Source organism: Paraburkholderia sp. A1RI_3L, assembly GCF_048957895.1.
In the GTDB taxonomy this organism is placed as follows: domain Bacteria; phylum Pseudomonadota; class Gammaproteobacteria; order Burkholderiales; family Burkholderiaceae; genus Paraburkholderia; species Paraburkholderia kururiensis.
In genome coordinates this window covers 320,644-344,921 of the sequence record NZ_JARCHA010000008.1, presented here as the reverse complement: position 1 = coordinate 344,921, position 24,278 = coordinate 320,644, and the positions used below count along the sequence as shown (strand labels likewise).

The following is a 24,278-nucleotide window of genomic DNA, read 5'->3' as shown; positions in this document are numbered from 1 at the left end:
AATGAAGGAAAGAGTAGGGCTCTGGCGTGCTTGAGCCAGCCACCGAGCGCCGTGTCCGGGCAGTCGGGATACCAGGCCACCGTGCCTTGCCACAAAGCATTGTTTTTCAGCAGATCGATCACGTTGCTGCATTTCCAGCCTTCTCGTCCGATGACGACAAGCTTGGGGGCGGATGCGCCCAGGCGTTCCACCATCTGTCGCCACACGTCGAGGATGAGCAGATGATTCTTTCTCGGCTCGATGGTGCCGACCATGACGAAGTACGGACCCGCGATAGGCGCAGTTGCGTCGTTGCCGATCTCTGTTCCGGGCGCCAGTTTCGCAACGACCGCGGGGGGCACGCGAAAGCCATTGCTCGCTGCGTAGCCGGCCATGTCGTCGAGCGTTGCGCGCGAATTGGCGATGATCCCGGAAGACATGGAAAGCGCGCTTCGGAGCCTTCGCTCGTGAACCTGCGCAGTGCCCGCCCGGCAGTACGACGCGTGCGTGAGCGGAATCAGGTCGTGCACCATGAAGACGACGTCTACGCCGTTCAGCTTCAGTGACCGGAAATATCGGTCGAACTCCGCACCGGAATGAGAGGTATGGATGAGCACTCCTCCGCGCTCGATCCGACTTCGAGCGCTGGACAGGAGCGCATTGGCGAGCAGGAATCTCTCGACGCGACCGTCGTCCTCGTAGTAATGCTTGATGACATCGAAGAGGCGCCGCGATGCTTGATGTGAAACGGCGAAATGATGGCCCCTTGCCGCCAGAACGGCGCGGGCATCTTCACCGTAGTGGCGCACGTAGGCGAGGCTAACGCGATCGACGCCCGTAGCGCGCTTGCGAAAAAAGATGCCTTTGAGCAGCCTGGTAACGTCCAGGTAAACCGGTCTCACGGCTTCACCTGCATGCTGCCGTTCCGGGGTCTTCCAGTCGTCCGCCTCGGAGTGCGGCGCGGTGAACGTAGCATCATCGCATCACGATCGTGTCGGTACACTCGCATGGCAAGGCTTCAGCAGGCCGGGCGCGTTGAAGCTGCCGCGCTTGTGTCCGCTTTCGTCACACTCAGCGATACGGGAGCTTCGAGTTCGCACGCCCCCGTGGCATAGACTCTGCATTCGAAGCGCGAGACGGGAAGGTTGGCCGATACCGGAAGAGAGAACGCCGTGAACTTGTCGGCGCGGATTTCGGCCATCGTGATATCGCGGCGGGCGAATTCGCGGTCCGCTGTGTCTGATCCAACCACGTCGAGCACGGCGACAACCGTGTCATCGTGGAGATCGGTCGCGATTGGGTGACATCGAGCACTTTTGAGTTCGAACGTGACGAGGTAGTTGCCCGCGTTGAGCCGCTCGTAGGGGCCGAACAGAAGATAGCCGTTCGTATCAATGCGAAATCGCGTGGTTTCGTATCCCCTGTGCAGAACGCCCTGGGTACTGAAACCGGAGACGATTCGGGATTCGGAGAGTCCGAATCGTTCGTGCGCCAACACGCATGCGTGCTGATACAACTCGATGTCGGCCTGATTTCGATCGAGTATGCGTTTGAACGCATCGGGGCTTACGTTGAATCGGCCTCCGCCCTCGTGAAACTGGTTTTCGCCAGGCAGGGTAATTGTCTCGTTGATCTTGGGGCGAGTGGACGTATCCTCGAACCGCACGTCTACCATCCGGCCCAGATAGTCGAGCGACGTCCCATAGTCATCCAGCAGTCCGATAAAGTCGAACTCGCCCAGTCTTTCCGTGGCTACGGCAGACATGCGCGCGATGTCGTCGGTGTTCTCGTCGCAGAAGAACTCGTAAATGGTCCTTGTGTAGTAGTTGTTGAAAGCAGGGATATGGTTGATGACCGTGGAGCAAAAGAATTCCTCACACGGCATGCTCTTCACCGGTATGGTTTCGGGCTGAGGAATGATGCGGTTTTCGATATCGAGCCGATAGCTCGCCAACCATTCGTAATGAGAGATCAGGCGCTCAATGGGATCACGAAAGAACGTGAAAATAAGTTTCTCACCCGGGATGTTGTCGATTTCCTGTTTGCGGTACCCATGACCGTATAAAAATTGATAACGATCAACCGTTCGTTGGGGAAGGTAGGCGAGCGACGCTCTTAGTTCATCGGGGAAAAATTTCTTTCCAAACCGGCTCTGATAGAACTGGGCCGCAATGTCGGAGCCTGCGGTCTTCTGCATATGCAGGAAAACGATCTTCTTTGACGTCATGTCCGTCGTCGAGTCTTTCGTGACGTGTGTTATGCCGGATCTGGTTCAGGCCGACAATCGAATGCTTTCGTGTTGACCCAAACTGCTGCGGCACTGCCCCATATCCAGATTGGAAGTGTGAATGGATTACGCGCTGCCGTTGGGCTAGGCGCCAGAAGCGCGTAGCGGGTCGGCATTCGATGTACCGATCGCCGACGCTTCAATGGGCTGGTCATGCGGCGGCATGTCGAGTTGAGACAGCGCTGTTACTACAGCTTCCTCAACGGTGCAACGGGAGGTGTCGATCTCGAGTTCGGCATGGAGCGGCGGTTCATAGCGGGCCGATATGCCGGTGAAACCGGGAAGTCGGCCGTGCTTCGCCAATGCATACATGCCTTTGGGATCGCGCTTCGCACACACCTCGAGCGGAGCGGAAACGAAGATCTCGATAAACCGTTTCCCGACAAGCGAGCGCGCCTGCGCCCTATGAACGGCGAGGGGCGAGATGCAGGCGACGATGACCACGTATTGCTCGTCAAAAAAAAGCTTTGCCACATGGGCGACGCGGCGGTTGTTTTCTGCGCGGTCTTCGTCCGAGAAGCCGAGATCCGCACAGATCCCTGCGCGGAGCGTGTCGCCGTCGAGAACAACAGCTTTTACGTTACGTGCGGCCAGCGTGTCACGTAGCGAGTTGGCGATGGTTGTTTTGCCCGAGCCGGGTAGACCAGTCAGCCATACGACGGCAGCCGGCTGAGTGTTGAGATGACGCGAACTCTTGTTCATGGAGCCAAGTACCTTTCGATATTGACGTAACTGTAATCGGCGATGAACGGGTTGTCATTCAGCGGAGTCCTATAGGAAATATCCGGAGTCGTGTGAATCGGTTTAACTATGGAGATCGGAAATGTCCTACTAAACGTTGTAGGACTACTTCAATATTTATCGCGATGTGTGACATCTATCTAGAACGCTCGCAACGTTTAGTCGATTTCTGATGTTGCGTAAAAGAGATGAAACATATTAATTAACAATGATGTGATGGGATTTTAAATATCATCCCCGTCGGACTTTGTTGTCGCTGCTGGCTGATGCTGCTCCGACTGTCTGTTCATGGCTTGGGAAACGCATGCGCTGGCGTGCGTGTACGAGCTGGAAGAAAATTCGCATCTGTTTGGAGATACAAATGAAAAAATCCCTGTTGTCCGCCGCGGTGCTCGCAGCGTTTTGTGGTGTGGCGCACGCACAGAGCAGTGTCACGCTGTACGGCGTTATCGATGAAGGCTTTAACTTCACGAGCAATGCTGGTGGCGAGCGCGCTTACCAGCTTGCGAGCGGCGTGCTTCAAGGCAATCGTTGGGGCCTCAAAGGCTCGGAAGATCTCGGCGGCGGTCTGAAGGCTATCTTTCAGCTCGAAAACGGGTTTAGCCTGAACTCAGGTGCACTGGGACAGGGGCAGCGCGAGTTCGGTCGCCAGGCCTATGTGGGTCTCTCTTCGAATACGGTCGGCACGATTACGCTGGGGCGCCAGTATGACTCGATGGTCGATTACGTGGGCCCGCTGACCGCAAACGGAAGCTGGGGCGGCACGTTCTTCTCGCATCCGCTGGACAACGACAACACCAACAATTCTTTCCGCATTAATAACTCGGTCAAGTACACGAGCGTCAATTACGGTGGATTCAATTTCGGTGGCTTGTACGGCTTCAGCAATCAGCCGGGTTCGCAGAAGAACAACCGCGCATGGAGCCTGGGGGCGTCGTACGACAACGGCCCGCTGAAGGCGGCGGTTGCGTATCTGCACCTCAATCGACCCGGGACGACTGCATACGGTGCTGTCAGTGACGATGCGACGTTCGCGGCCGGCCGTCAACGTGTTGCGGGCGCGGGCCTGAACTACACGTTCGGCATGGTCACGCTCGGTGGCGTCTTCACGTACACGAATCTCAACGATACGGGCGCGCTGTCGTCGCTGATTTTCACGAACTACGAGGTGAACGCCAAGTTCGCGCTGACCCCGGCGTTGTCCCTCGGCGCGATGTACGACTATACCCATGTGCGCGCGGGCGTGCAGTCAGCTGGCGTTTGGAAAGGCCACTGGAATCAGTTTGGCGTGATGGCCGACTACGCATTGTCGAAGCGCACCGACGTGTATGGTCAGATGGTGTACCAGCAAGGGCAAGGCATTGCGCTGGCGGACATCGCCGGTACCTCGGGCCCTTCGTCCAACGATCATCAGGTCGTTACCCGCGTTGGCATTCGCCACAAGTTCTGATCGTCGCGGTCCAATGATGGCCGCTTGATGTGGCGGCCAAAAGGCGTCCGCACGTCGCGAACGGCGCGTGCGGACGTTCAGCGAAAGTCTTGGCACAAGCGGTGCCACTGGTTCGTAGCATCGACGGAACATCGCGCCACTGGGCATCCCCGTTGTTATTCGGTATCGCATAGTGGTCGAGTTTCTTGACGGGAAGGAGAGGCAGCATGAAACAAAACATCGCTGTCGCACCGATTGCATGTGCATTCTCGGGCGCAGTTTTCGCGCAGGCTTAGTCTACTATCGCACCGGCGCCTTTGAGCCTGAGGGGAACCGTGGCTGCACCGGCACCCGAGGCGAGCGTCGCGCCGGTTAAGCATCAGCGTCATATGCACCCTCATCATCGCAAGCATCACACGAGCGTCGCGGCGCCGTCCATGGCAGCTAGCCAGTAAGACGTTGCACCTGGGCGCGGACTTTTTTCCGCGCATCCGGAGCGAGCTTGCTTAGGCGACGTAAGGGGCGGTTCCTGCATCCCTGCGTCGCTTTTTTATTACGAGCACTGACGTGCGCGTCGCCCTTGTTTCGCTACGCCTGAATTTCCGGACATCGGTCTGCGTGTATCAGAAGGCCTGCGAAGCCTTTAACAATCTTTGACGCATTTTGTTTCGAAGCGCCACGAGGGCCCGCGTACCATGATGATCGCGCGGCGCGTGCATGCGTCGATTGCAAACCTTTGGGAGATTTCAATGAGCATTTTCGGTGACATCGTAAGCAAGCTTTTCGGTAAGGCAAAGCCGGATCAGCCGGCGCCTGCTGCGCAGCCCACGCCCGACCCTGTTGCCGCACAGGCGGCGACGGACGCCGCACCAGCTGCCGCCCCGCTCGCGGATGTCGACGTGGCTGCCGTGATGGAGCAACTGGTGAGCGAGAGCGGTCAAACGCTGAACTGGCGCACGTCGATTGTCGACGCTATGAAGGCGCTGGGTATGGACAGCAGCCTGGAACATCGCAAGCAATTAGCTCAGGAACTGAAGTACGGCGGAGATATGAGCGACTCCGCAACGATGAACATCTGGCTGCACAAGCAACTGATGCAAGCGCTTGCAGCGAATGGCGGGAAATTGCCGCCGGAACTGCTGAGCTGATGTCGCGTACATCCGCTTGACCTGGTTGGTCCCGGCATACCGCGCGTTAGTTCTGCGTGTGGCATGCCGGCACGGTCAGGCGACCATGGTACGTTGCGTGGATCTTAGTGCTTGACGCCGGGTTCACTTCCTTGGCAGCCCAAGGTGGTGGGAACAACCGGTTTGTCGGCTCTATCCGCGCACCGTACCATTTGAAGCAAGTCGTGCCTTCTCAAGACGCCCCCGGCGTCGGCAAGCGTGTGTGATCGGAGCCTGTCGCGAGTCTCGTCAGTTGCTTCCAGGCAAGCGCGTACCGATGCGACGGCAATGAGGCGAGTTGTCGATCATGCAGGGTCAGAATCTGCTCGATGACGACGTAGTCGTCGTGGGGCAGTGCCCATTGGGCACCATGTTCTGCATTGGTCATGCTGCGATCGAGCACATGTTCCGCGTGACGGAGCAGCGCTCGTTCATCCAAGGCTGACTTGTCAAGCATGAACCAGGCGAGATAGACGACCTTTAGCAGACAACTGATGTGGTCCGCCTCGCCGTTACCTGAACGTATCGCGACGAGTGCAAGGTGGTTTTCCAGCGACAGCGCGCGCGTTGTCGCTAGTGGCAATGGCAGGAGCATTTCTCGCGTCAATGGCTTTTTTCGCGCCGAATGGCGATGGCTGCGGGCCATGGTTCAACCGCACTCCCGCGCGCGCCGCATTGGTCGCATGCCTTTCCGCAGTGGGTAAGATTTTCTCCGGCCTGCCGCTCGGCTCGTCGTTAGATGCCGCGGCGGTTCCAGCCCTAAGCTCATTCGTTGCTCGTAATTTTTGGGATGCACCTGCGTCAGAGTGAGGTTCTCGTAGCGCGGCGATTTATAAATGAGCATATCTGTGAATTTAAAAGTGTTGCGAATTTTTGTTGCGTGATTCTATCTACAAGCAATTGATGTCGTACAGTTAAAAAGTGGATAGAGATCGAAATCGTTACACATTTTCAAAATTTTTCTATGCATTGTTATAAATGAGCCTGGAATTATGTCTATTGAATATTTTTGGATAAATTAATGTACCGTTTGACAATTGTTCGCGATTTTAATCCGTCGAGTGAGTGTCGAGAGCGTGCGGGCGTTCCTGACTGATTGTTTCGACGGGCTGCGTGAGGATGTCTCGTTGGATATGCCAGATATTGTGTGGTTTGATGGGGCGTGAAATACGACTGCCATTTGCAAGTGGTCTTTGGTTAGATTGATGGCGGGCGCATTGGTACTCATGGAATCCCTCGTGGTGCTTCGGTGATTTCTTGAGGGATGACCCAGATTATTTTGGAGGATGAATCTCGATTGGCCGAAATTCGAGTGGAGCAAAGAAATTCGTTCTCAACGTTGTGAATCGAAAAATTCGATGTTGTCGTCAAGCCTGGACATGTAAACGGGCAAAGTGCAGAAGAGGGGCGGTCTGCAGCTCAAGCCATCCGTCGTCCCTACCTTCGCTTCGCACCACGTCCTGTCAGGAAATCCTGACACCGCAAGCAGTGCCTTCCTAATCGACATTCCGCCTGCGCCGACTGCTCCGGGTTCCAGCTCGCGCCTAAGATGGTCTCGTCAGCGCGATGAAAAGGGCAGGCTGGACGAGCAGCAATCCCTGCGGGAACGCCTGGGCAAGAGCATCTGCGGATCCGGAACCGTGTCCGCCCAGCTCTCGCTGCTGCACTGGCCATACCCTTCACAAAGCGTTGCGTATGTATTCACGTACAGTGCACGTACAGCGGCTCGCCGGCATGTCCGCATTCCTCTGCTTACGTCACGAAGGTTGTTCGTGGCACGTTTTCCGCCGCAGAGTACAACACCGAAAATCAACGCCTGCTAGCGGTAATGTGAGCGAGAGGAGAATGCGGGAACAGCAGAAAGGGCTGCACACAGCGAGGAGCTAGCCATGTCGGGTCAAACGAACGCACCGCTCGACCACGAAGCCAACCTGCGAGCCTGGCTCAGCGAGTGGTATGACTACGCAGTGTCGGTGGGTTTCATTCACCCACCCTATGAGCTGAAGGAGGCGGTTGCAGAGCGGCTCGAGGGCTATTTCAACGTGGGATTGTCGCCGCATGAAGGCGCTACGGTGTTCTTTGGCACGCTGCACTGACACAGACCGAAACTCGTCGCGGGCGCAGACATGTCCACGCCGTTCACGGCTGCGGATCCGGGCGTTTGCCGTATAGCAGCGACTCGGGATGCAGCTGCAACTGATCGGCGAGCTGTTTCAGCGTTTGCAGCGTACGTGTGAGTTGCCCGAGCGCTTCATGCATGTTGCCCGTCAAGGGCGATCCTTGTTGGAGCGTGGCCTGTGCTGCGCTGAAGGACTTCCGCGCGGCGGCGAGCGTATCTCGTGCCTCGGGTACGAGTTGCGTATCGAGCTGCTCGAAGAGATTCGATGCGCTCTTCAACGCGTTGTTCAGGTTGCGGCTCGTTTCGTCGAAGGGCACGCGATCGAGCTTTTTCACGATATCGGCGATCTGCGTCTGAAGCTCGTCGAGTGTGTTCGGCACGGTCGGCAGTTCCAGGGGCGTGCGGTCGACGTCGATGGACACGGGTGGCGCCGCGGGAAACATGTCGAGCGCGACATAGAGCTGGCTCGTGACCAGATTGCCAGTGCGAAGCTGTCCGCGCAGGCCATCGGCCACCATCTTGCGCAGCAGTGCCTTGCCGGCCGCGGCGTCGCCGGATCTGATGGATTGTCGGTAACTGCGGCCCAGCCGGTCCGGAAAGAGGATGACGCTGACGGGAACGGTGAATGCCCGCCGACGTGCATCGTACTCGGCGTCGATTGCCGTCACGTAGCCGAGCTCGACGCCGCGAAAGTCGACGGGCGCGCCTACTGCCAAACCGCGGACCGACTGCGTGAATTTCATGACGACGGGCGCCGGCGGTCCTTCGGGCTCGCGCATGGCCGAAGCCTCGTCGTTGGCGAGGGGAAACGATCGGCCGCTGGGCGCGGGGTCGCGGGACGCCTGGCGCGGTGGCGTTTCGAAGGCGAGCCCGCCGGTCATCACGGTCGCAAGCGACTGTGTGTTGAGCTTCACGCCATTCGAATCGAGCCGAAGCTCCACGCCGCTTGCATGCCACCAGCGCGTTGCGGCGCCAACGTACTGGTCGTAGGGCGCGTTCACGAAAACGTCGATGGTGACGCCTGTTCCGTCGGTATCGATCGCGTAGCCCAGCACGCGTCCGGCTTTCACGTGCCGGTAGTAGACGGGCGAGCCGATATCCACCGATCCAATCGACTCCCCGCGTAGGACGTAGTGTCGGCCGGCGTCGTCGTTTGCAACCGCGGGTGGCGTTTCGAGTCCGTTGAAGCGCGCGCTGGCCTCATGCGAGCGTCCCGGATCCGCACCAATGTATGCGCCCGAAAGCACGGTCTCCAGGCCCGACACACCTGCCGCGCCCACGCGTGGACGCACCACCCAGAAGCGCGTGTCGGCAACGGCGAATTCCTTTGCATCCGCGGCGAGCTGCACGTCCACGAGCACGCGGGAATGGTCATTCGAAAGACGTATCGCTTGGACCGAGCCAACGTTCACGTTCCGGTAGCGCACGCGCGTCTTGCCAGCTTCGAGCCCTTCAGCGGTAGCAAAGGCGATGGTAATGCCCGGCCCTTTGCTACTGACCGCCTTGATGATCAGCGCGAGGCTGACCAGCGCCGCGGCAAGCGGCACAAGCCAGATCAAAGGCGGCAGCCAGCGCATGATAGATACGGTAGCAGTCCGAAGGAACGGGAAGAGAGGAAATCAGTCGAGTTGGGCGACGAGTGCGTCTGCGCCTTTTTCGATGCCTGTTTTCGCCGCGCTCAATGACCCCAAGCTCGCGCCGATGTTCATCGGATTCGGATACTGCTTGCTCACATAGGCGCGCAGCAGACGGTTCGTCGAGGCGTCGTAGATTTCAACGGCGTACATCACGTAGCCGGTGAATGCGCCCTCGAGGCCACGAACAGCCTGCACGCCGTTGTAAAGACCGCCTGCGATGTCGAAGCGGGACAGCGTGCTAATGACGGGCGTCGTCGTGGCGCCGCCCGTCAACGTCAGCCTGAGCCTCAGCGTGTTCGGCGCGGGCGTGTTCGCGAGGTCGAAGCGCGTGCGCAGCTTCTTCGCGAACGTGGTTTGCATGTAGCTTGCGAGCGCTGATTTGTCTGGCGCGCTCATGTCGCCGAACTGGTGATCGGCGCCCTGATAGATGGTCACCGGGTCCAGGATCGCGCTCCGGTAGGTGCTCCAGTTCACCTGGGCGGCGTACTCGTACGGCACACGCCACGACTTGTCCTGTGCGTCTGCACGCAGCGACGGTGACGATGCGATGCCCGCATATTTAACCGGCTGCACGTTCGAGCATCCGGCGAGCGTTATTCCCAGGCACGCGGCTGCCACCACGAGTCGCACGGATTGACCTGACCTTTTCATCCGATTCTCCATTTTCGTCCTTGCGGACCGCCCGTTGCGGGCACCGCCGAGGCCCAACGTGAAAAGAGCCCGCAGCGTAGCACCGCCATTTCTGGATGTAAACCGTCCAGACGGTTTGTGTGTTAGGATGCACCCGATATTGCGATGGACGGACGGTGATTCCGTCTGAAGGGAATGGGCGATGAAGCAGACTATCGAACGGCTGGCGGAGATGCGGCGATCGGCGATTGGCCGGTTCGTCTGTGGCCTGTATGCGGTGATTGCGGGTCGCCTGTGAAAAACGTTGCCTGGAAGGGAGGCCGCGAATGCCGCTAGTCTCGACGTTTTCGCTACCGACGAGCGCGTCCGTGCACGAGCGCGTGCTGGCCGCAGCGGACTTCTTTGCCCTTAGCTTGCCGCCGGCGTTAATGGCCGCGCTCGTTTTCGTAGCGGCCTATCTGCTCGTTGCCGTTCCGCTGTATTGGCGGCGGGACCCGCCAGAAACGCGCCATGTGTTCGGGACGATAGCGGGCCTGTTTGCAGGGCTCGTCTACATCGTGTTTATCGTCGGCATTTATCCGGATTTACGTGATGGGCATGCGGCGGCCCCCCCGGCGGCGCAAGGCCAGCAGACAGCCGGCAGCGTCTTGAAGCGATGACTGCGCGAGCAACGGTGGGCCATCATTCGCCTGCACGCCCGGCGCAAAGGCACAGGCGAGCCTGGCGCGGGCCGGTACGCCGCCTTGATAGAATCGCGGGATTCCGCCCGCAAGCTGCGCTTATTCTTCTGATGTGCCGCACGCCTCGCGCCGACACGGCCATGCGGCCAGCAAGGCACGCTGCGAGCACACAAGACGTTTGACTCGAGAGGACATGGACAATCCCACCCGTTCGGAGCGATCCCGAAGCACCGCTATTCAGGCTGCGCTTGTCATCATCACGCGCGACGGCCCAGGCGCCTTGACGTTCGATGCGCTGGCACGCGAAAGCGGAATCAGCAAAGGAGGCCTGCTGCACCAGTTCCGGACCAAGAGCGGCATCCTGAAAGCGCTCCTCGAATATCAGCGGGAGTATTTCGAAAACTTCGCGCGCAACTATGCGGCCAATCAAGGTGCGTCAGCGCAGCATCCCGCGCTGCTTTCGCAGATCGCGGTGGCGCGGGAGTCGACCAATCAGCCGCACTCGCTTGCGCGCGCGGTCCTGGCCGCGCTCGTGGAGGATCCCAATCTGCTCGACGCGTTGCGAGAAGCCGATAGCGAGAAATTCGACAAGATTCGCGCCGAAGCCGCTGACCCCGAACTCGCCCTGTTGCGTCTTGCCGCGGCGCGAGGTCTGGCGTTCTACGCATTGCTGGGCCTTCTGCCGCTTCAGGAGGCCCAGCTCGACAGCCTCTTCGAGCGTCTGCTCGACGATGACAGGTGGCAATCGGCCGAGGCGGCCAACACCGCAGGCACTTCACGCACGAGGCGCTAAAGCGCGACGCGGGCTTCGTCAAGGCAGCGATATCGTGAGATTTGCCGACTCCGGTCCGACCTTGATCACCTGGGCATAGGGCGACAGCGTGCGCAATGTGTTGTCGCGCAGATACGTGTTGAGCCCGAGATACGCCACAAGACCCACGAGCGCGAACACCGCGCCGATCACCCATAGCGGCACCTCGCGCTTCAGGCGGTGCGCCACCTGGTCCGGCAGCGGCCAGTGCGGCGCGAACGCTGCACGCTTGCCCTTCATATGGGCGATCTCGTCGCCGAGGCGAGCCGTCAGATACGCGAGCTTCTCCGGACCTTCCAGCAGATACTTGCCCTGGAAGCCGAGCAGCAGGCACATGTGGAAGACCTCGAGCGACTGTAGGCGTCTTGCGCCCTGCGCGCGGCATTCTTCGAGGTACTGAAAGAATTTCTCGCCGGCCAGCTGTTCACCGAACAGCACGAGCTGCAACGGCCGGCGCTCCCATTCCGCGCGAATGCGGAACTGCGAAGCGAGCACGGATTCGTCAATAGCGGCACAGAACGCGAACTTCGCCGCGTACACGTCTTCGGCAGCCACGTCGAGCTTCTTCGCGCCGCGTTCGAAATCGCCGAGAAATTGCTGGATGCGCGCGCGGAATTCGTCGGCGTCGCCCGGCTCGCGTCCGTTCTTCAGCAGGAACAGCATGAAGAAGCCGTCGTACAGCAGATCGAGCAGCGAGCGGACCTGATAGGTCGGTTCGCTCGCGGGCGACGATGCGGGATTCGGGGTTGCCGTCGGCGTGCCGTTGCCGAAAAGGGAGGGCGCGTAGCTCATGATGTGACCGCGATGAGTTCGAGTTTGAGATCGTCGATGCCGGAGGGCGCGTAGATGGTCGCCGATTGGGCCTGCAGCATGCGCTCGTAGAGTGGACCGCGCGCTTCGAGCGAGAAGTAGCAGGCGCCCGGACGCACCGGAATGGCGGGCGGCACCTGCGGCGTGTAGACGAGGCGCACGCCGGGCATGGCGGAGAGCACGAGCTTGTCGACGTCGTCGGGTGCGCCCACCTTGAAGCGCGCCGGCACCGCTTCGACGAGTTCGACCGTCGGCATGTTCGCGGACACCGCAACGAAGAACTGCGTCTTGTCGTCGATCTTGCCTGAGTCGAGCCGCCCGGTATGGAACGACGGACGGAGCTCGTCGAGCGCAATCGCGAAGTAGCGTGTGGAGATGACAGTCTCGAGCAGATCGCGCAGCATCGTGTCGAGTCGCGCGAAGCCGGGACCCGGGTCGTCGTGACGATAGGCCGGCAGATCGGCGAGCGCGTAGCCCTTCGAAAACGTCATCAGTTGTCCTGTCAATCTCAGCAGTTCCTGGAACAGCCGCTCGGGATGCAGCGCCGCGTGCTGGTACAGGTGCGCAAGCGTTGCAAATGCTGCGTTAGCGGTATGCAACAGCCAGAACGAGGCGATGTCGCCCGAGCGGAACTCGATGATGTTTTTCGTCGGCTCGCGGTGAAAGCCGTACAGCGCGTTCACCTTGGCCTGCAGCGCGTCGATCAGTTGGCGCAGACGCTGATGCAGGATGGGCGATGCCTCGATGGCAAGACACGGCGGCACGAACGTATCGTCGATCTCGAAGCCCGACGTCGCCGTGCGTCGCACACGCACGAGCGGCACCGCAAGCAACTGGTCGCGCGGCTCGCTGTGCGCGATCAGCTTGACGCTGGTCTTGAGGAACGCGATGTCGGCCGCGGCGGCGTCGGTGAAGTGATCTGCCACGGGGGCCTGCTCGCTCACGTAGCGCGCGACGAAGCCGGCATCGCGATCGTCCGTATAGTTCGCGCCGGTATCGCGCAGCGGGTGCAGGGCGAGGAAAAACGTGAATTCGTTGATGCCGTCCGGCAGCGTATCGAGGGCTACGGGCGGCGGAGGGTCGTCGGCCTGCGGCGCCGAGTACAGCGTGCCGTCCGGAAAGACCAGCGCGAGATCGGCCACCCGCAGCACGTTGCTGCCCAGCGCGTCGCGATCGAAGCGCACGGAACGCACGCCCCAGTTGTACGGCTGGATGGACTGAATGGACTCGAACAGGCGTGCCTCATGATAGGCGTCCTGCCGCTGAAAATGCTGCGGCCTGAGAAACAGGCCTTCCCCCCAGAGCACCTTGGCTGAATAGCTCATCTCAAACCTGTCGTATGCGTGCGGCCGAATACAAGAACGGGGCCGGCCATGCCGGATTCAAAGATTGTTAAATGACACGCCAGCGTCATTCTTATCCGCAACTCACTGAAGACAGCATATTCAGCGGTTGCGACGGCATTCCCTGTTCAGGCGCGATCACTGTGCCATTCGTAACCGTCATGGCGCAGTTATGCAGGCCGACCATTATGCCGGATTTCTCCGATTTCGCAGGATCGAACGCGAATTTCCAGCGCTGCATGGCCGGATCGCGGAACAATGCCACGATACCCAGCGCCTGTGCTTCCCTGGAAACCTTTTCAGTGGCCGAATAGCGTTGACCGGGGATTAAAGTCACCTCCCGGACACTAAGCAAATCAGCTCCCAGAGTACTTTTTTCCTTTTGAGGATCTGTAAAGGTATCGAAAGGCGCCTGCTCGAACGAGGTGGGGTCTTTTAGCGCATAGACCCGCACCACGAGGGCGAGCGGCCGGTTGTCGTTGGCCGCATTGAGGTTTGGCGCGGCAAAGAGCGTCAGGCCGATATTGCGCGGCGGCTTCTGCGCGTCGGGTACGTCGGGTTTGCCGATACCCGCTGCCTGAAGGGCAGAAGAGGCCGCGGCGCCCAGCACTGAGATGCCTGCGGCACAGCCCGCGAGCGCCACGCTCGCTGCGAGTGCTGATGCATATTGAATAAAGCGCGGATTCATTGTGAATCGGCCGGCCGAGCGCCGGCGCCTCCCCCGTCAAGCCCTGGAAAATCAGAAAAACGGCCTTTTGCCACATATTTGCACATATTTAACGATGCTCGACGCATATGCCACACGGGCTCTCCGTGTGGCAGTTCAAGCCGCTTTCAGGAAACTTTTTCCGGGCCGGATCGGATATTCCAGATAATTTCGGAAAGAATTTCTTGCTGCTAGCGGTAAAGGCCAACTGCAATTCTTTTTGTGCAATACCTCTTCGCGCGGAAGTTGAATTGTAGAAATTTGGCCTGTACTATACCCGCGCACTTCACTTAAAGTAAAACCCGGTTTGCACCGGAATTAAAAAACTCGCCTGTCGGTGAAAAAGATGAAACAGCGGCTTCACACGAAACTATCTGGGGTGGTGTTGGCGTGCGGACTCGTCGCCGGCTGCGCGACGCAAAACAACGTGGCGACTACGCCGCAAGCTTTCGACAAGGCATTGGCGGACGCAGATACGGTATCGAAGGGCGGCGATCAGGATCGCGCCATCGCGCTGTATCAGCAACTCGCCAAGAGCGACCCGACCCGCGAAGAGCCGTGGTCGCGCATTGCGCAGATCCAGTTCTCCCAGGGTCATTACGGCCAGGCCATCGTCGCTGCGCAGGAAGCCCTGCAGCGCGATCAGACGGATCGCCAGGCGAAGAGCGTACTGGCGGTGGCCGGTCTGCGCGTGGCGACGCAATCGCTTGGCGAATTGAGGCAGGACGCCTCGCTTGCTGGCGACGCAAAGTCGGACGCCCAGGTCCTCGCCAAACAATTGCGCGACACGCTGGGCGAAGAGTCGTTGTTCCCGCCCGAGCAACAGGCTGAAAAGCCCGTGCCGAAGAAGCGCCGCATCGTGCGCCGCGTGGTGAAAGAGAAGCCGGCGGTGACCGCAAGCGCAACGGGCAGCGCCGCTCCTGAGGCGGCCCCGGCCGCCGCTCCGGCGCCCGCGCCTGCAAAGGCTGCGCAGAGCGGTGGCGCCTCGGACCCGTTCAGCGCGCTGCGCTGATTCACACTCAAACGACTGTTCGTCTGCACCTGGGAGCCGTTCATGGCGAAGAAGGAAAGCATTCAGAAGCGCTTGCAAAAGGTGCGGCCGCCCCGCGTGCAGCTCACCTATGAGGTCGAGCGCGGCGACGCTATCGAAATCAAGGAGCTGCCGTTCGTGGTGGGCGTGGTTGGCGATCTCGCCGGTCAGTCTGAAGTCGAGCAGCCGAAGCTGCGCGATCGCAAGTTCGTCAGCATCGATCGGGACAATTTCGACGACGTGATGCGCGGTATCGAGCCGCGCGCCGCGTATCAGGTGGAAAACCGCCTCTCGGACGCCGGCGGCAAGTTCGCGGTCGACCTGCGTTTTCGGTCCATTGCCGACTTCAACCCGGACGAAGTCGTCGCGCAGATCGAGCCGCTGCGACGCCTGCTCGAAGCGCGCCAAAAACTGGCCGACCTGCGCAACAAGCTTGCCGGCAACGACAAGCTGGAAGACCTGCTCGCCGAAGTGCTCAGCAATACGCAGCAACTCCAGGCACTTGCGCGGGTGAGCGGTGCAGCGGCGGGCGACCTGAAAGACGGCGAAGCCAAAGACGAATAAACGCAGTACGGGGTGTGCGAGGGGTATGAGATGAACCAGCAAACGGCAGCAGCGCAACTCACGAGCGTGGACGAAGCGGATGCGGCACCGTCGCTGCTCGACGAGATCGTCGAGAAGAGCAAGGTCGCGAAGTCCGAGTCGGAGCACGCGCGCGCGAAGGACCTGATCGGCGAGCTCGTGCACCAGGTGCTCGACGGCACGGTGATCGTGTCCGACAACCTGTCGGCCACCATCGACGCACGCGTGGCCGAACTGGACCGGCTCATCTCGGCGCAATTGAGCGCGGTCATGCACGCGGCGGAGTTTCAGCGCCTCGAAAGCACATGGCGCGGGCTTCACTATCTGTGCCAGGAGAGCAACACCGGCTCCACCATCAAGATCAAGGCGCTCAACGCGACCAAGCGCGACCTCGTGCGCGACTTCAAGACGGCTATCGAGTTCGACCAGAGCGCGCTCTTCAAGAAAGTCTACGAAGAAGAGTTCGGCACCTTTGGCGGCGCGCCGTTCGGCACGCTGATCGGCGACTTCGAAATTACGCGTCAGCCCGAGGACGTCTATTTCATCGAACAGATGGCGCACGTTGCCGCCGCGGCGCATGCGCCGTTCGTAGCGTCGGCTTCGCCCGAACTGCTGGGCCTCGAATCGTTCGCCGATCTGGGCAAGCCGCGCGATCTCGGCAAAGTGTTCGACACCGTCGAGTACGCGAAGTGGAAGTCGTTCCGCGATTCCGAAGATTCACGCTATGTCGGTCTTACGCTGCCGCGCTTTCTCGGCCGCTTGCCGTTCAATCCTAAAGACGGCGCCACGGCGGAAGGCTTCAACTTCGTCGAAGACGTGGACGGCACCGACCACAGCAAGTACCTGTGGTGTAACGCAGCCTGGGCTTTTGCTGCCCGTCTGACCGCTGCATTCGACGACTTCGGCTGGTGTGCCGCGATCCGCGGTGTGGAGGGCGGTGGGCTGGTGGAAGACCTGCCCACGCATACCTTCAAGACCGACGACGGCGAAGTCGCACTGAAGTGTCCGACCGAAATTGCCATTACCGATCGACGCGAGAAGGAACTGAGCGACCTCGGCTTCATTCCGCTCGTGCACTGCAAGAACTCGGACTACGCTGCGTTTTTCGCAGCACAGTCGGTGCAAAAGCCGCGCAAGTACAGCACGGATAGTGCGAATGCGAACGCCGTGCTCTCCGCGCAGCTCCAGTACATCTTCTCGGTCTCGCGCGTGGCGCACTACCTGAAGGCGATGATGCGCGACAAGATCGGCAGCTTTGCATCGGCTCAGAACGTCGAGGTTTTCCTGAACCGCTGGATTTCCCAGTACGTGCTGCTCGACGACAACGCCACCCAGGAGCAAAAGGCGCAATTCCCGCTGCGTGAAGCGTCCATCCAGGTCGCGGAGATTCCGGGCAAGCCTGGGTCGTATCGCTCGGTGGCGTTCCTGCGTCCCCATTTCCAGCTGGACGAGCTGTCTATTTCGCTGCGGCTCGTCGCGGACTTGCCGAAGCCGGCCAATTCCTGAAATCGAAGGCCATCGCCCGGGCGGGGGCCGCCCGGGCCGTCTGTCAAAACCACCTCTTTGGGGAGTCGATGAGTTATGAAGGACATCTATTTAAAATTCGGCAATCCTGCGATCAAGGGCGAGTCGGCCGATAAGGACCACACGGGCTGGATCGAAATCGATTCGTGGAACCACTCGATCCTGCAGCCGCGCTCGGCAACGGCATCGACGGCAGGCGGCCACACGGCGGAGCGCTGCGAGCATTCCGACATGCGGTTCACGAAGGACATCGACGTGGTGAGCCCGCTGCTGTACCAGCATGCGTCGGGTGGCACGACGTTCGACGAAGTCACGATCGACTTCATGCGCTCCGACGGCGAAGGCAACCGCATCAAGTACCTCGAAATCAAGCTCAAGTACGTGATCATTTCGAGCATCACGCCGAGCGTAGTGGGCGAAGGCCTGCCGACCGAGGACTTCTCGCTGAAGTACGCCGCCGTCCAGTGGAAGTACACGCAGCAGAAGATCGGCGGCAACCAGGGCGGCAACGCGCAGGGTGCCTGGAGTCTCACGAAGAACGACAAGACCTACGCGGTCTGATCGTGCGGCGAGGTGTGCGCATTCGGTAACGGGTGCGCCGCCTTGCCGTCGTTGAGCTGACGACTGCCTGATGAAGCGCTTCGAACCCAGCTTTCTCGACAAGCTGTTCGATGACGAACCGCATCTGCCGGCGCCGGCCGCGATGCGGCAATTGTCGCTGGACGAGCTGAAAGGCGCGGTTGCGCGCGACGTGGAAGCGATCCTGAACACGCGAATCGCGCTGACCGAGGAAGAGCTCACGTCGCTGCCGGAATGCTCGCGCTCGGTGTTGACCTACGGTCTGAACGATTTCGCCGGCTTAAGTCTCGCGAGTCATTACGACCGAACCTTCATCTGCAAGTCGATCCAGCAGGCCATCGAGCGTCACGAGCCGCGTTTGCGGCAGGTCGCCGTCACGCTGGAACTCAACGGGCAATCCACGCATGCGCTGTGTTTTGCGATTCAGGCCCTGCTCGTGGTTTCGGCGGCAGAAGAGCCGGTGAGCTTCGACGCGATGCTGCAACCGGCCACGCTTCAATACTCGGTCTCGCGAACACGCGCGAGAGCTTGATGCATCTTGCCCGCCACGGGGGCGGGCGCGGCAGCACGAGAGGGGTTCGGGGATAGATTGATGGAAGAACTGCTGCCGTATTACGAGCGCGAACTGTCGTTCCTGCGTCGTTATTCGCGTGACTTCGCCGAGCGCTATCCGAAGATCGCGGCGCGCCTCGCCATGACGAGCGAGCATTGCGAAGACCCGCACGTCGAGCGAATGATCGAGTCGTTCGCATTGCTGGGCGCGCGTATCAACAAGAAGCTCGACGACGACTATCCGGAATTCACGGAAGCGTTGCTCGAGGTGCTGTACCCCCACTATCTGCGGCCGTTTCCGTCGTGTTCGATTGCGCAGTTCGGTATGTCGGCTGCCGTGAGCCAGTTGACGGAACCGCAGACCGTGCCGCGCGGCACGGAACTGCGCAGCCGGTCCATTCGCGGCGTGGAGTGCCGGTTTCGCACGGCCTACGATGTCACGCTGGCGCCGCTCGCGATCAGTGATGCGAAGTTTCTGCCGCTCGCCATGGCGCCGGGCGCCACCGTGCTGCCCCCGAACGCCACCGGCATCGTCTCGATCACGTTCGCTTCGACTTCACCTCAGCTCGATCTGGCTGCGCTGAAAGTGCCTCGCCTGCGGGCCCATCTGCATGGCGAGCAGTCCTTCATCGCGGCACTCGCCGATTGCCTCTTCGTCAACGCACTCGCCACGTATGTAGAGCCGGACCGCTGCGGACGCTGGAAGGAAATGCGCGCCAAGCCGGTCACGCAAGCGGGTTTCGACGAAGCGGACGGCTTGATCGACTATCCGGCACGGTCGCATCCCGCCTATCGTTTGCTCACCGAGTACTTCGGCTTTCCCGAGAAATTCGATTTCGTCGATTTCGATCTCGACGCCATGCTGCGTACCGCGGGTCCGTGCCGCGGCCTGACGCTTCACGTCGTACTCAAGGACGTGCGCGGCGACTCGCATATGGCGCGCCTGCTGGAAACGCTTTCGGCAAGCCACTTGCGGCTCTTCTGCACGCCCGTCGTGAATCTCTTCAGGCAGCGCGGCGAGCCGATTCGCGTGAGTCACCAGGCCGTGTCCTACCCTGTCATTGCCGAAGGGCGCAACGCGTTCGCCTACGAGATCTATTCCATCGACTCCGTCCACCTCGTGCGTCAGCGTGCGCACGAAGAGAAGGTCATCGAGTTCAGGCCGTTCTATTCGCTGCATCACGGCGAGACGGAAAAGGCCGGGCATTACTGGTTCGCTCGGCGCAATGCCTGGGTGGCGGAGAACAGCCCTGGCTACGAGACGGAGATCTCGATTGTCGATATCGACCTCGAACCCTCGGCGCCGCAAACCGATACGCTGAGCGTCGATCTCACGTGCACGAATCGCGATTTGCCCTCGCGGCTCGCCGTGGGTCTGGAAGGCGGCGACCTGTTCGTGGAAGGGGGCGCGCCGGCAGGCAGCAGCATTGCGATGCTGCGTCGGCCTACGCCCACGGCGCGCTTCGAACGTGGACGTGGCGCGCACTGGCGGCTCGTTTCGCATCTCGCGCTCAGTCATGTATCGCTCGCAAACAGCGGCCTTGCTGCATTGAAAGAGATGCTCGTGCTCTACGATCTGCGGCGCTCGGCGGTGTCGTCGCGCCATATCGAAGGCATTGTCGGCATCGAGCAGCGTGCCGCCGTGCAATGGCTGCCTGGCAAGCCGTTCGCGACCTTCGTGCGCGGCGTCGAAATCCGGCTTACGCTGGACGAGGAGCACTTCGTCGGCACGAGCGTGGCCACGTTCGTGCGCCTGCTCGACACGTTCTTTGGGCTTTACGTGCATCTGAACAGTTTTGTGCAACTGATCGTCGTGTCGAAGCGCACCGGCGAGGAGATTCTGCGATGCAAACCGCGCAGCGGCGAGTCGATCCTGGTGTAATCGAGCGTCTGCTCGACGAGCCGCACGCGTTCGAATTTTTCCAGGCCGTGCGCATGCTGGAGCGCTGGTTTTCGGACAATGATGCCGCCGCGGCCACGCGCACCGGGGACGTGCTGGCGAAGCGTATCGGCTTTCGCAGCACGCTGTCGCTCGCGTTTCCGCCCAGCGAGATCGAGCAGGCTCAACCCTACGACCACAGCGGCGATGCGCTGAAAAACAAGGATCAACGCACAGCGGCGCTGGCCAACGGCGGACTCTCTCGCGTCGATATCACGCCGTCGTTTTTCGGCCTGTTGGGCGGTCAGGGCGCGTTGCCGCTGCACTACACGGAGCAGATCGTCTCGCGCGAGCAGTTGAAGCGCGATCGCGCGGCGCGCGAATTCTTCGACGTATTCGGCAATCGCGCGACGGCGCTCTTCTACGCGGCCTGGAAGAAGTACCGCCTGCCGTTCCATTACGAACTCGATCGCGACGAACGCTATCTGCCGTTGCTGCTCGCTCTGGCGGGCGTGGGCGATGGCGGCACACGCGAGAGCCTGCAAACGGGCAATGGCGCGTTGTTCGACGAAGCCATTGCCGGTTACGCATTGCCCGCGCGACATCGTCCCGTTTCGGCGGCCTATCTGCAGCGCACGCTGTCCGATTACTTCAAGGTGCCTGTGCGCGTGGACCAGTTCGTCGGCAAGTGGTATGACGTGCCGCGCGATCAGCTCACCGTGCTGGGCGAGATCAATGCGACGCTCGGCGCGTCGGCGCTCGCGGGCGAACGCGTGTGGCAGCGCGACATGCGGGCAAGGCTGATCATCGGCCCGCTTTCGAAGGCCGATTACGAGTCGTTCCTGCCGGGCTTCGATTGCGCTATCGCGCTCGAACGCATGCTCACGCTGCTGGCAGGCGTCACGCTGGAGTACGAAGTGTCGCTCGTATTGCGGCGCACGGAAGTCGGCCCGAGCCAACTGGGCGGCGGCGCGCGACTGGGCTGGGACGCCTTCCTGTGCACCCACGCAGCGGACCGCGATCGCGCGGATGCGCGTTACGAATTGCACGTCATCCACTGACGAAGATCTCAAAGAAGAACCGAACCGTACGAGAACCGGACGCACCCGATGAGCACGCCCCTCAAGACCCTCATTACCAAACTCAACACGACGTGCCGCCAGGCCACGGAGCGCGCGGCCAGTCTCTGTCTTGCGCGCGGTCACTACGAGGTGGACCTCGAACATCTGTTCCTCGCGCTGCTGGACGAGCCCGCCAGCGACGCGGCAATCGTCCTGAAGGCGAGCGGCGTGGACGTGCACGCGTTGCGTGCCGACCTCGAAGGCGAACTCGAGCGGTTGAAGACCGGCAACACCAGAACGCCGGTGTTTTCCGTGCATCTCATCGAACTGTTCGAGCAGGCGTGGCTCATTGCCTCGCTGGATTCGCAGATCGGACGAATTCGCTCGGGGCATCTGCTGCTCGCGTTGTTGAGCGCGCCGGATCTCGCGCAATTCGCGCAACGCATGTCGCCGCGCTTCGCCGGCGTACGGGTGACGGATCTCAAGCATCGGTTCGACGAAATCACGGAAGGCTCATGCGAAGTCGAGCGTGCGACCGCAACCGGAGCCGATACCGCCGAAGACGCACAAACGCGTCAGGCGACCTCTGGCGGTCCTTCCCGAACGCCTGCGCTGGACACCTACACCACCAACCTCACGGAGCGTGCCCGCGAAGGCAAGATCGACCCCGTGGTGGGCCGCGAACGCGAGATCCGTCAGGCCATCGACATCCTGATGCGCCGCCGCCAGAACAACCCCATCCTCACGGGCGAAGCGGGTGTGGGGAAAACCGCGGTCGTGGAGGGACTTGCGCTGCGCATCGCGGCAGGCGATGTGCCGGCCGCGCTCGCGGGCGTTGCGCTTCACGTGCTCGACATGGGGCTATTGCAGGCGGGCGCCAGCGTAAAGGGCGAATTCGAAAACCGCCTGAAGAACGTGATCGACGAAGTGCGAAAGAGTGCGCACCCGATCATCCTGTTCATCGACGAGGCGCATACGATCATCGGCGCGGGCGGCCAGGCGGGCCAGAACGACGCCGCCAATCTGCTCAAGCCTGCACTCGCGCGCGGCGAATTGCGCACCATCGCGGCCACGACGTGGAGCGAATACAAGAAGTACTTCGAGAAAGACGCGGCGCTCGCGCGGCGCTTCCAGGTGGTGAAGGTCGAAGAGCCGGACGAGACGCTGGCCGCAGCCATGCTGCGCGCGATGGCCGGCTTGATGGAGCGCCACTTCAACGTGCGCATTCTCGACGATGCCATTACCGAGGCCGTGCGCCTTTCGCATCGCTACATCAGCGGACGGCAACTGCCGGACAAGGCGATCAGCGTGCTCGACACGGCGTGCGCGCGCGTCGCGCTCGCGCAGAGCGCCACACCAGGCGCGATCGACGACGCGAGAAAGCGCATCGAACGCACGGAGACGGAAATCGCGGCGCTCGAACGCGAGGCCGCGGGCGATGCGCTTGAAGACCCGCAGCGCTCTGAGCGGCTCGCCGCGCTACGCGCACAACTCGCGGCGGACAAGGAAACCATGACTGCCGACGAGGCACGCTACGCGCAGGAACGCGAACTGGTAACGGAGATCGCCGCACTGCGCAGCCAGATCGATACGCTGCGCGAGCGCGCGGCCGATGCCGCGCAATCCGACGAACTGCGCGAGGCGCGCGAAACACTCACGCAACACGTGGCACGTCTGCACGCGTTGCAGGGCGCGCAACCGATGGTGCCCCTGCAGGTGGACGGCCACGTGGTGGCAGAAATCGTCGCGTCGTGGACCGGTATTCCGCTGGGACGCATGGTGAAGGACGAAATCGGTACCGTGATGAACCTTCAGCCGTTGCTCGCTGCGCGCGTGATCGGCCAGGACCACGCGCTCGAGGCCATTGCGCAGCGCGTGCGAACCGCGAGCGCAGGGCTCGAAGATCCGAACAAGCCGCGCGGCGTCTTCATGTTCGTCGGGCCCTCGGGCGTGGGTAAAACCGAAACGGCGCTCGCGCTGGCAGACGTGCTGTACGGCGGCGAGCGCAAGATGGTCACGATCAACATGAGCGAGTATCAGGAAGCGCACAGCGTCTCGGGACTCAAGGGCTCGCCGCCGGGTTATGTCGGCTACGGCGAGGGTGGCGTGCTGACCGAAGCGGTGCGGCGCAATCCGTATTCGGTCGTGCTGCTGGACGAAGTGGAAAAGGCCCATCCCGATGTGCTCGAAATGTTCTTCCAGGTCTTCGACAAGGGCATGATGGACGACGCCGAAGGCCGCGAGATCGACTTTCGCAACACGCTCATCATTCTGACGTCGAACGTGGGCTCCACCACGGTGATGCAGCACTGCCTCAATAAAGGCGAAGGCGAGTTGCCCGACGCGGACGAACTGGCCGAACTGCTGCGCCCACAGCTGTACAAGGCGTTCAAGCCCGCGTTCCTCGGCCGCATGAAGGTCGTGCCGTACTACCCGATTTCCGACGACGTGCTCGCGCAGATCATCGAACTTAAGCTCGATCGCATTCGCCGCCGCGTGGAAGCAAATCATCATGCTGCGTTCGAATGGGACGAATCGCTCATCGACGCCGTGCTCTCGCGGTGTACCGAGGTGGATTCGGGCGCGCGCAACGTGGACCACATCCTGAACGGCACGCTCTTGCCCGAGATCGCGCAGCACGTGCTCGAACGCATCGCCGACGGCGAACCCATCGCGAAGATTGCTGTGCATGCGCACGAGTCGGGCGAATTCGAATACACGGTGGAGTAACGC

22 protein-coding genes are annotated in these 24,278 nt (G+C 61.0%); 13 read left to right on the top strand and 9 right to left on the bottom strand.

The features are described 5' to 3' along the window. The 3 genes from PXJ20_RS22230 to cysC all read right to left on the bottom strand — a co-directional run. The coding region (locus PXJ20_RS22230) for a glycosyltransferase family 1 protein (RefSeq protein WP_421057438.1) at positions 1-881 on the bottom strand (881 nt) is incomplete at its 3' end. Between the two features lie 116 nt (positions 882-997). Continuing rightward, complete coding sequence (locus tag PXJ20_RS22225) at positions 998-2,206, bottom strand: sulfotransferase family 2 domain-containing protein (protein ID WP_421031188.1); 1,209 nt, start codon at positions 2,204-2,206, stop codon at positions 998-1,000. Positions 2,207-2,350: 144 nt separating this feature from the next. After that, on the bottom strand, positions 2,351-2,968 hold the full coding sequence (gene cysC / locus PXJ20_RS22220; RefSeq protein WP_421031187.1) for an adenylyl-sulfate kinase: 618 nt from the start codon (positions 2,966-2,968) through the stop codon (positions 2,351-2,353). Between the two features lie 400 nt (positions 2,969-3,368). On the opposite strand from cysC, the gene PXJ20_RS22215 reads away from it, so the two are divergent. Next, on the top strand, positions 3,369-4,457 hold the full coding sequence (locus tag PXJ20_RS22215) for a porin (protein ID WP_421031186.1): 1,089 nt from the start codon (positions 3,369-3,371) through the stop codon (positions 4,455-4,457). Between the two features lie 728 nt (positions 4,458-5,185). Continuing rightward, the gene (locus tag PXJ20_RS22210; RefSeq protein WP_026121948.1) at positions 5,186-5,584 is read left to right on the top strand and encodes a DUF3597 domain-containing protein; all 399 of its coding nucleotides are present in this window, start codon (positions 5,186-5,188) and stop codon (positions 5,582-5,584) included. 211 nt (positions 5,585-5,795) lie between these two features. On the opposite strand, the gene PXJ20_RS22205 is transcribed toward PXJ20_RS22210, so the two are convergent. Next, entirely contained in the window at positions 5,796-6,248 is a 453-nt protein-coding gene (locus PXJ20_RS22205; RefSeq protein ID WP_421031185.1) for a hypothetical protein, read from the bottom strand. A gap of 1,243 nt (positions 6,249-7,491) precedes the next feature. Between PXJ20_RS22205 and PXJ20_RS22200 the strand changes: the two genes are divergently transcribed. Then, positions 7,492-7,698 carry a hypothetical protein gene (locus PXJ20_RS22200; RefSeq protein WP_042301234.1) on the top strand — a complete coding sequence of 69 codons (207 nt, stop codon included), beginning with the start codon at positions 7,492-7,494 and terminating at the stop codon, positions 7,696-7,698. 43 nt (positions 7,699-7,741) lie between these two features. On the opposite strand, the gene PXJ20_RS22195 is transcribed toward PXJ20_RS22200, so the two are convergent. Beyond that, a complete protein-coding gene (locus PXJ20_RS22195; RefSeq protein WP_421031184.1) occupies positions 7,742-9,298 on the bottom strand; it encodes an intermembrane transport protein PqiB in 1,557 nt (518 codons plus the stop codon). Between the two features lie 42 nt (positions 9,299-9,340). Then, positions 9,341-10,009 (bottom strand): DUF3313 domain-containing protein, encoded by a 669-nt coding sequence (locus PXJ20_RS22190; RefSeq protein WP_421031183.1) that lies wholly within the window; start codon positions 10,007-10,009, stop codon positions 9,341-9,343. Between the two features lie 347 nt (positions 10,010-10,356). On the opposite strand from PXJ20_RS22190, the gene PXJ20_RS22185 reads away from it, so the two are divergent. Beyond that, complete coding sequence (locus PXJ20_RS22185) at positions 10,357-10,647, top strand: hypothetical protein (RefSeq protein WP_176048895.1); 291 nt, start codon at positions 10,357-10,359, stop codon at positions 10,645-10,647. A 214-nt stretch (positions 10,648-10,861) separates the two neighbouring features. Further along, positions 10,862-11,461: a TetR/AcrR family transcriptional regulator gene (locus PXJ20_RS22180; RefSeq protein ID WP_421031181.1), complete on the top strand. Its 600-nt coding sequence runs from the start codon at positions 10,862-10,864 to the stop codon at positions 11,459-11,461. Positions 11,462-11,479: 18 nt separating this feature from the next. Here the strand turns inward: PXJ20_RS22180 and icmH are convergent, their stop codons facing one another. The 3 genes from icmH to tssJ all read right to left on the bottom strand — a co-directional run bounded on the left by icmH (position 11,480) and on the right by tssJ (position 14,320). Further along, the gene (icmH, locus tag PXJ20_RS22175) at positions 11,480-12,271 is read right to left on the bottom strand and encodes a type IVB secretion system protein IcmH/DotU (RefSeq protein ID WP_017777314.1); all 792 of its coding nucleotides are present in this window, start codon (positions 12,269-12,271) and stop codon (positions 11,480-11,482) included. Then, a complete protein-coding gene (tssK, locus tag PXJ20_RS22170) occupies positions 12,268-13,614 on the bottom strand; it encodes a type VI secretion system baseplate subunit TssK (RefSeq protein WP_017777315.1) in 1,347 nt (448 codons plus the stop codon). Before tssK ends, icmH begins: the two co-directional genes overlap by 4 nt. Before the next feature lie 91 nt (positions 13,615-13,705). Continuing rightward, the gene (tssJ, locus tag PXJ20_RS22165) at positions 13,706-14,320 is read right to left on the bottom strand and encodes a type VI secretion system lipoprotein TssJ (protein ID WP_017777316.1); all 615 of its coding nucleotides are present in this window, start codon (positions 14,318-14,320) and stop codon (positions 13,706-13,708) included. 364 nt (positions 14,321-14,684) lie between these two features. Between tssJ and PXJ20_RS22160 the strand changes: the two genes are divergently transcribed. The 8 genes from PXJ20_RS22160 to tssH all read left to right on the top strand — a co-directional run bounded on the left by PXJ20_RS22160 (position 14,685) and on the right by tssH (position 24,275). Further along, positions 14,685-15,350, top strand: a complete 666-nt coding sequence (locus PXJ20_RS22160; protein WP_026121950.1) for a tetratricopeptide repeat protein — start codon at positions 14,685-14,687, stop codon at positions 15,348-15,350. 42 nt (positions 15,351-15,392) lie between these two features. Then, a complete protein-coding gene (gene tssB, locus PXJ20_RS22155; protein WP_017777318.1) occupies positions 15,393-15,932 on the top strand; it encodes a type VI secretion system contractile sheath small subunit in 540 nt (179 codons plus the stop codon). 30 nt (positions 15,933-15,962) lie between these two features. After that, positions 15,963-17,456 carry a type VI secretion system contractile sheath large subunit gene (gene tssC / locus PXJ20_RS22150; protein WP_421031180.1) on the top strand — a complete coding sequence of 498 codons (1,494 nt, stop codon included), beginning with the start codon at positions 15,963-15,965 and terminating at the stop codon, positions 17,454-17,456. Positions 17,457-17,531: 75 nt separating this feature from the next. Next, a complete protein-coding gene (locus tag PXJ20_RS22145; protein ID WP_017777320.1) occupies positions 17,532-18,035 on the top strand; it encodes an Hcp family type VI secretion system effector in 504 nt (167 codons plus the stop codon). A 70-nt stretch (positions 18,036-18,105) separates the two neighbouring features. Next, on the top strand, positions 18,106-18,585 hold the full coding sequence (gene tssE / locus PXJ20_RS22140) for a type VI secretion system baseplate subunit TssE (RefSeq protein WP_017777321.1): 480 nt from the start codon (positions 18,106-18,108) through the stop codon (positions 18,583-18,585). Between the two features lie 60 nt (positions 18,586-18,645). After that, positions 18,646-20,487, top strand: coding sequence for a type VI secretion system baseplate subunit TssF (gene tssF / locus PXJ20_RS22135; RefSeq protein WP_413214250.1), 1,842 nt, complete (start codon positions 18,646-18,648; stop codon positions 20,485-20,487). Next, a complete protein-coding gene (tssG, locus tag PXJ20_RS22130) occupies positions 20,451-21,545 on the top strand; it encodes a type VI secretion system baseplate subunit TssG (protein ID WP_421031179.1) in 1,095 nt (364 codons plus the stop codon). The genes tssF and tssG overlap by 37 nt, the downstream gene beginning before the upstream one ends. Positions 21,546-21,593: 48 nt before the next feature. Beyond that, positions 21,594-24,275: a type VI secretion system ATPase TssH gene (gene tssH / locus PXJ20_RS22125; RefSeq protein WP_421031178.1), complete on the top strand. Its 2,682-nt coding sequence runs from the start codon at positions 21,594-21,596 to the stop codon at positions 24,273-24,275. Positions 24,276-24,278 lie beyond the last annotated feature (3 nt).

What these genes read in the sequence shown, in the direction of transcription:
- tssH (WP_421031178.1), top strand. Translation starts at nt 21,594, where the DNA reads ATGAGCACGCCCCTCAAGACCCTCATTACCAAACTCAACACGACGTGC.
- tssB (WP_017777318.1), top strand. Translation starts at nt 15,393, where the DNA reads ATGGCGAAGAAGGAAAGCATTCAGAAGCGCTTGCAAAAGGTGCGGCCG.
- tssJ (WP_017777316.1), bottom strand. Translation starts at nt 14,320, where the DNA reads ATGAATCCGCGCTTTATTCAATATGCATCAGCACTCGCAGCGAGCGTG.
- PXJ20_RS22225 (WP_421031188.1), bottom strand. Translation starts at nt 2,206, where the DNA reads ATGACGTCAAAGAAGATCGTTTTCCTGCATATGCAGAAGACCGCAGGC.
- tssK (WP_017777315.1), bottom strand. Translation starts at nt 13,614, where the DNA reads ATGAGCTATTCAGCCAAGGTGCTCTGGGGGGAAGGCCTGTTTCTCAGG.
- PXJ20_RS22180 (WP_421031181.1), top strand. Translation starts at nt 10,862, where the DNA reads ATGGACAATCCCACCCGTTCGGAGCGATCCCGAAGCACCGCTATTCAG.
- PXJ20_RS22145 (WP_017777320.1), top strand. Translation starts at nt 17,532, where the DNA reads ATGAAGGACATCTATTTAAAATTCGGCAATCCTGCGATCAAGGGCGAG.
- icmH (WP_017777314.1), bottom strand. Translation starts at nt 12,271, where the DNA reads ATGAGCTACGCGCCCTCCCTTTTCGGCAACGGCACGCCGACGGCAACC.
- PXJ20_RS22195 (WP_421031184.1), bottom strand. Translation starts at nt 9,298, where the DNA reads ATGCGCTGGCTGCCGCCTTTGATCTGGCTTGTGCCGCTTGCCGCGGCG.
- tssG (WP_421031179.1), top strand. Translation starts at nt 20,451, where the DNA reads ATGCAAACCGCGCAGCGGCGAGTCGATCCTGGTGTAATCGAGCGTCTG.
- PXJ20_RS22215 (WP_421031186.1), top strand. Translation starts at nt 3,369, where the DNA reads ATGAAAAAATCCCTGTTGTCCGCCGCGGTGCTCGCAGCGTTTTGTGGT.
- PXJ20_RS22200 (WP_042301234.1), top strand. Translation starts at nt 7,492, where the DNA reads ATGTCGGGTCAAACGAACGCACCGCTCGACCACGAAGCCAACCTGCGA.
- tssF (WP_413214250.1), top strand. Translation starts at nt 18,646, where the DNA reads ATGGAAGAACTGCTGCCGTATTACGAGCGCGAACTGTCGTTCCTGCGT.
- PXJ20_RS22190 (WP_421031183.1), bottom strand. Translation starts at nt 10,009, where the DNA reads ATGAAAAGGTCAGGTCAATCCGTGCGACTCGTGGTGGCAGCCGCGTGC.
- PXJ20_RS22160 (WP_026121950.1), top strand. Translation starts at nt 14,685, where the DNA reads ATGAAACAGCGGCTTCACACGAAACTATCTGGGGTGGTGTTGGCGTGC.
- tssC (WP_421031180.1), top strand. Translation starts at nt 15,963, where the DNA reads ATGAACCAGCAAACGGCAGCAGCGCAACTCACGAGCGTGGACGAAGCG.
- tssE (WP_017777321.1), top strand. Translation starts at nt 18,106, where the DNA reads ATGAAGCGCTTCGAACCCAGCTTTCTCGACAAGCTGTTCGATGACGAA.
- PXJ20_RS22205 (WP_421031185.1), bottom strand. Translation starts at nt 6,248, where the DNA reads ATGGCCCGCAGCCATCGCCATTCGGCGCGAAAAAAGCCATTGACGCGA.
- cysC (WP_421031187.1), bottom strand. Translation starts at nt 2,968, where the DNA reads ATGAACAAGAGTTCGCGTCATCTCAACACTCAGCCGGCTGCCGTCGTA.
- PXJ20_RS22210 (WP_026121948.1), top strand. Translation starts at nt 5,186, where the DNA reads ATGAGCATTTTCGGTGACATCGTAAGCAAGCTTTTCGGTAAGGCAAAG.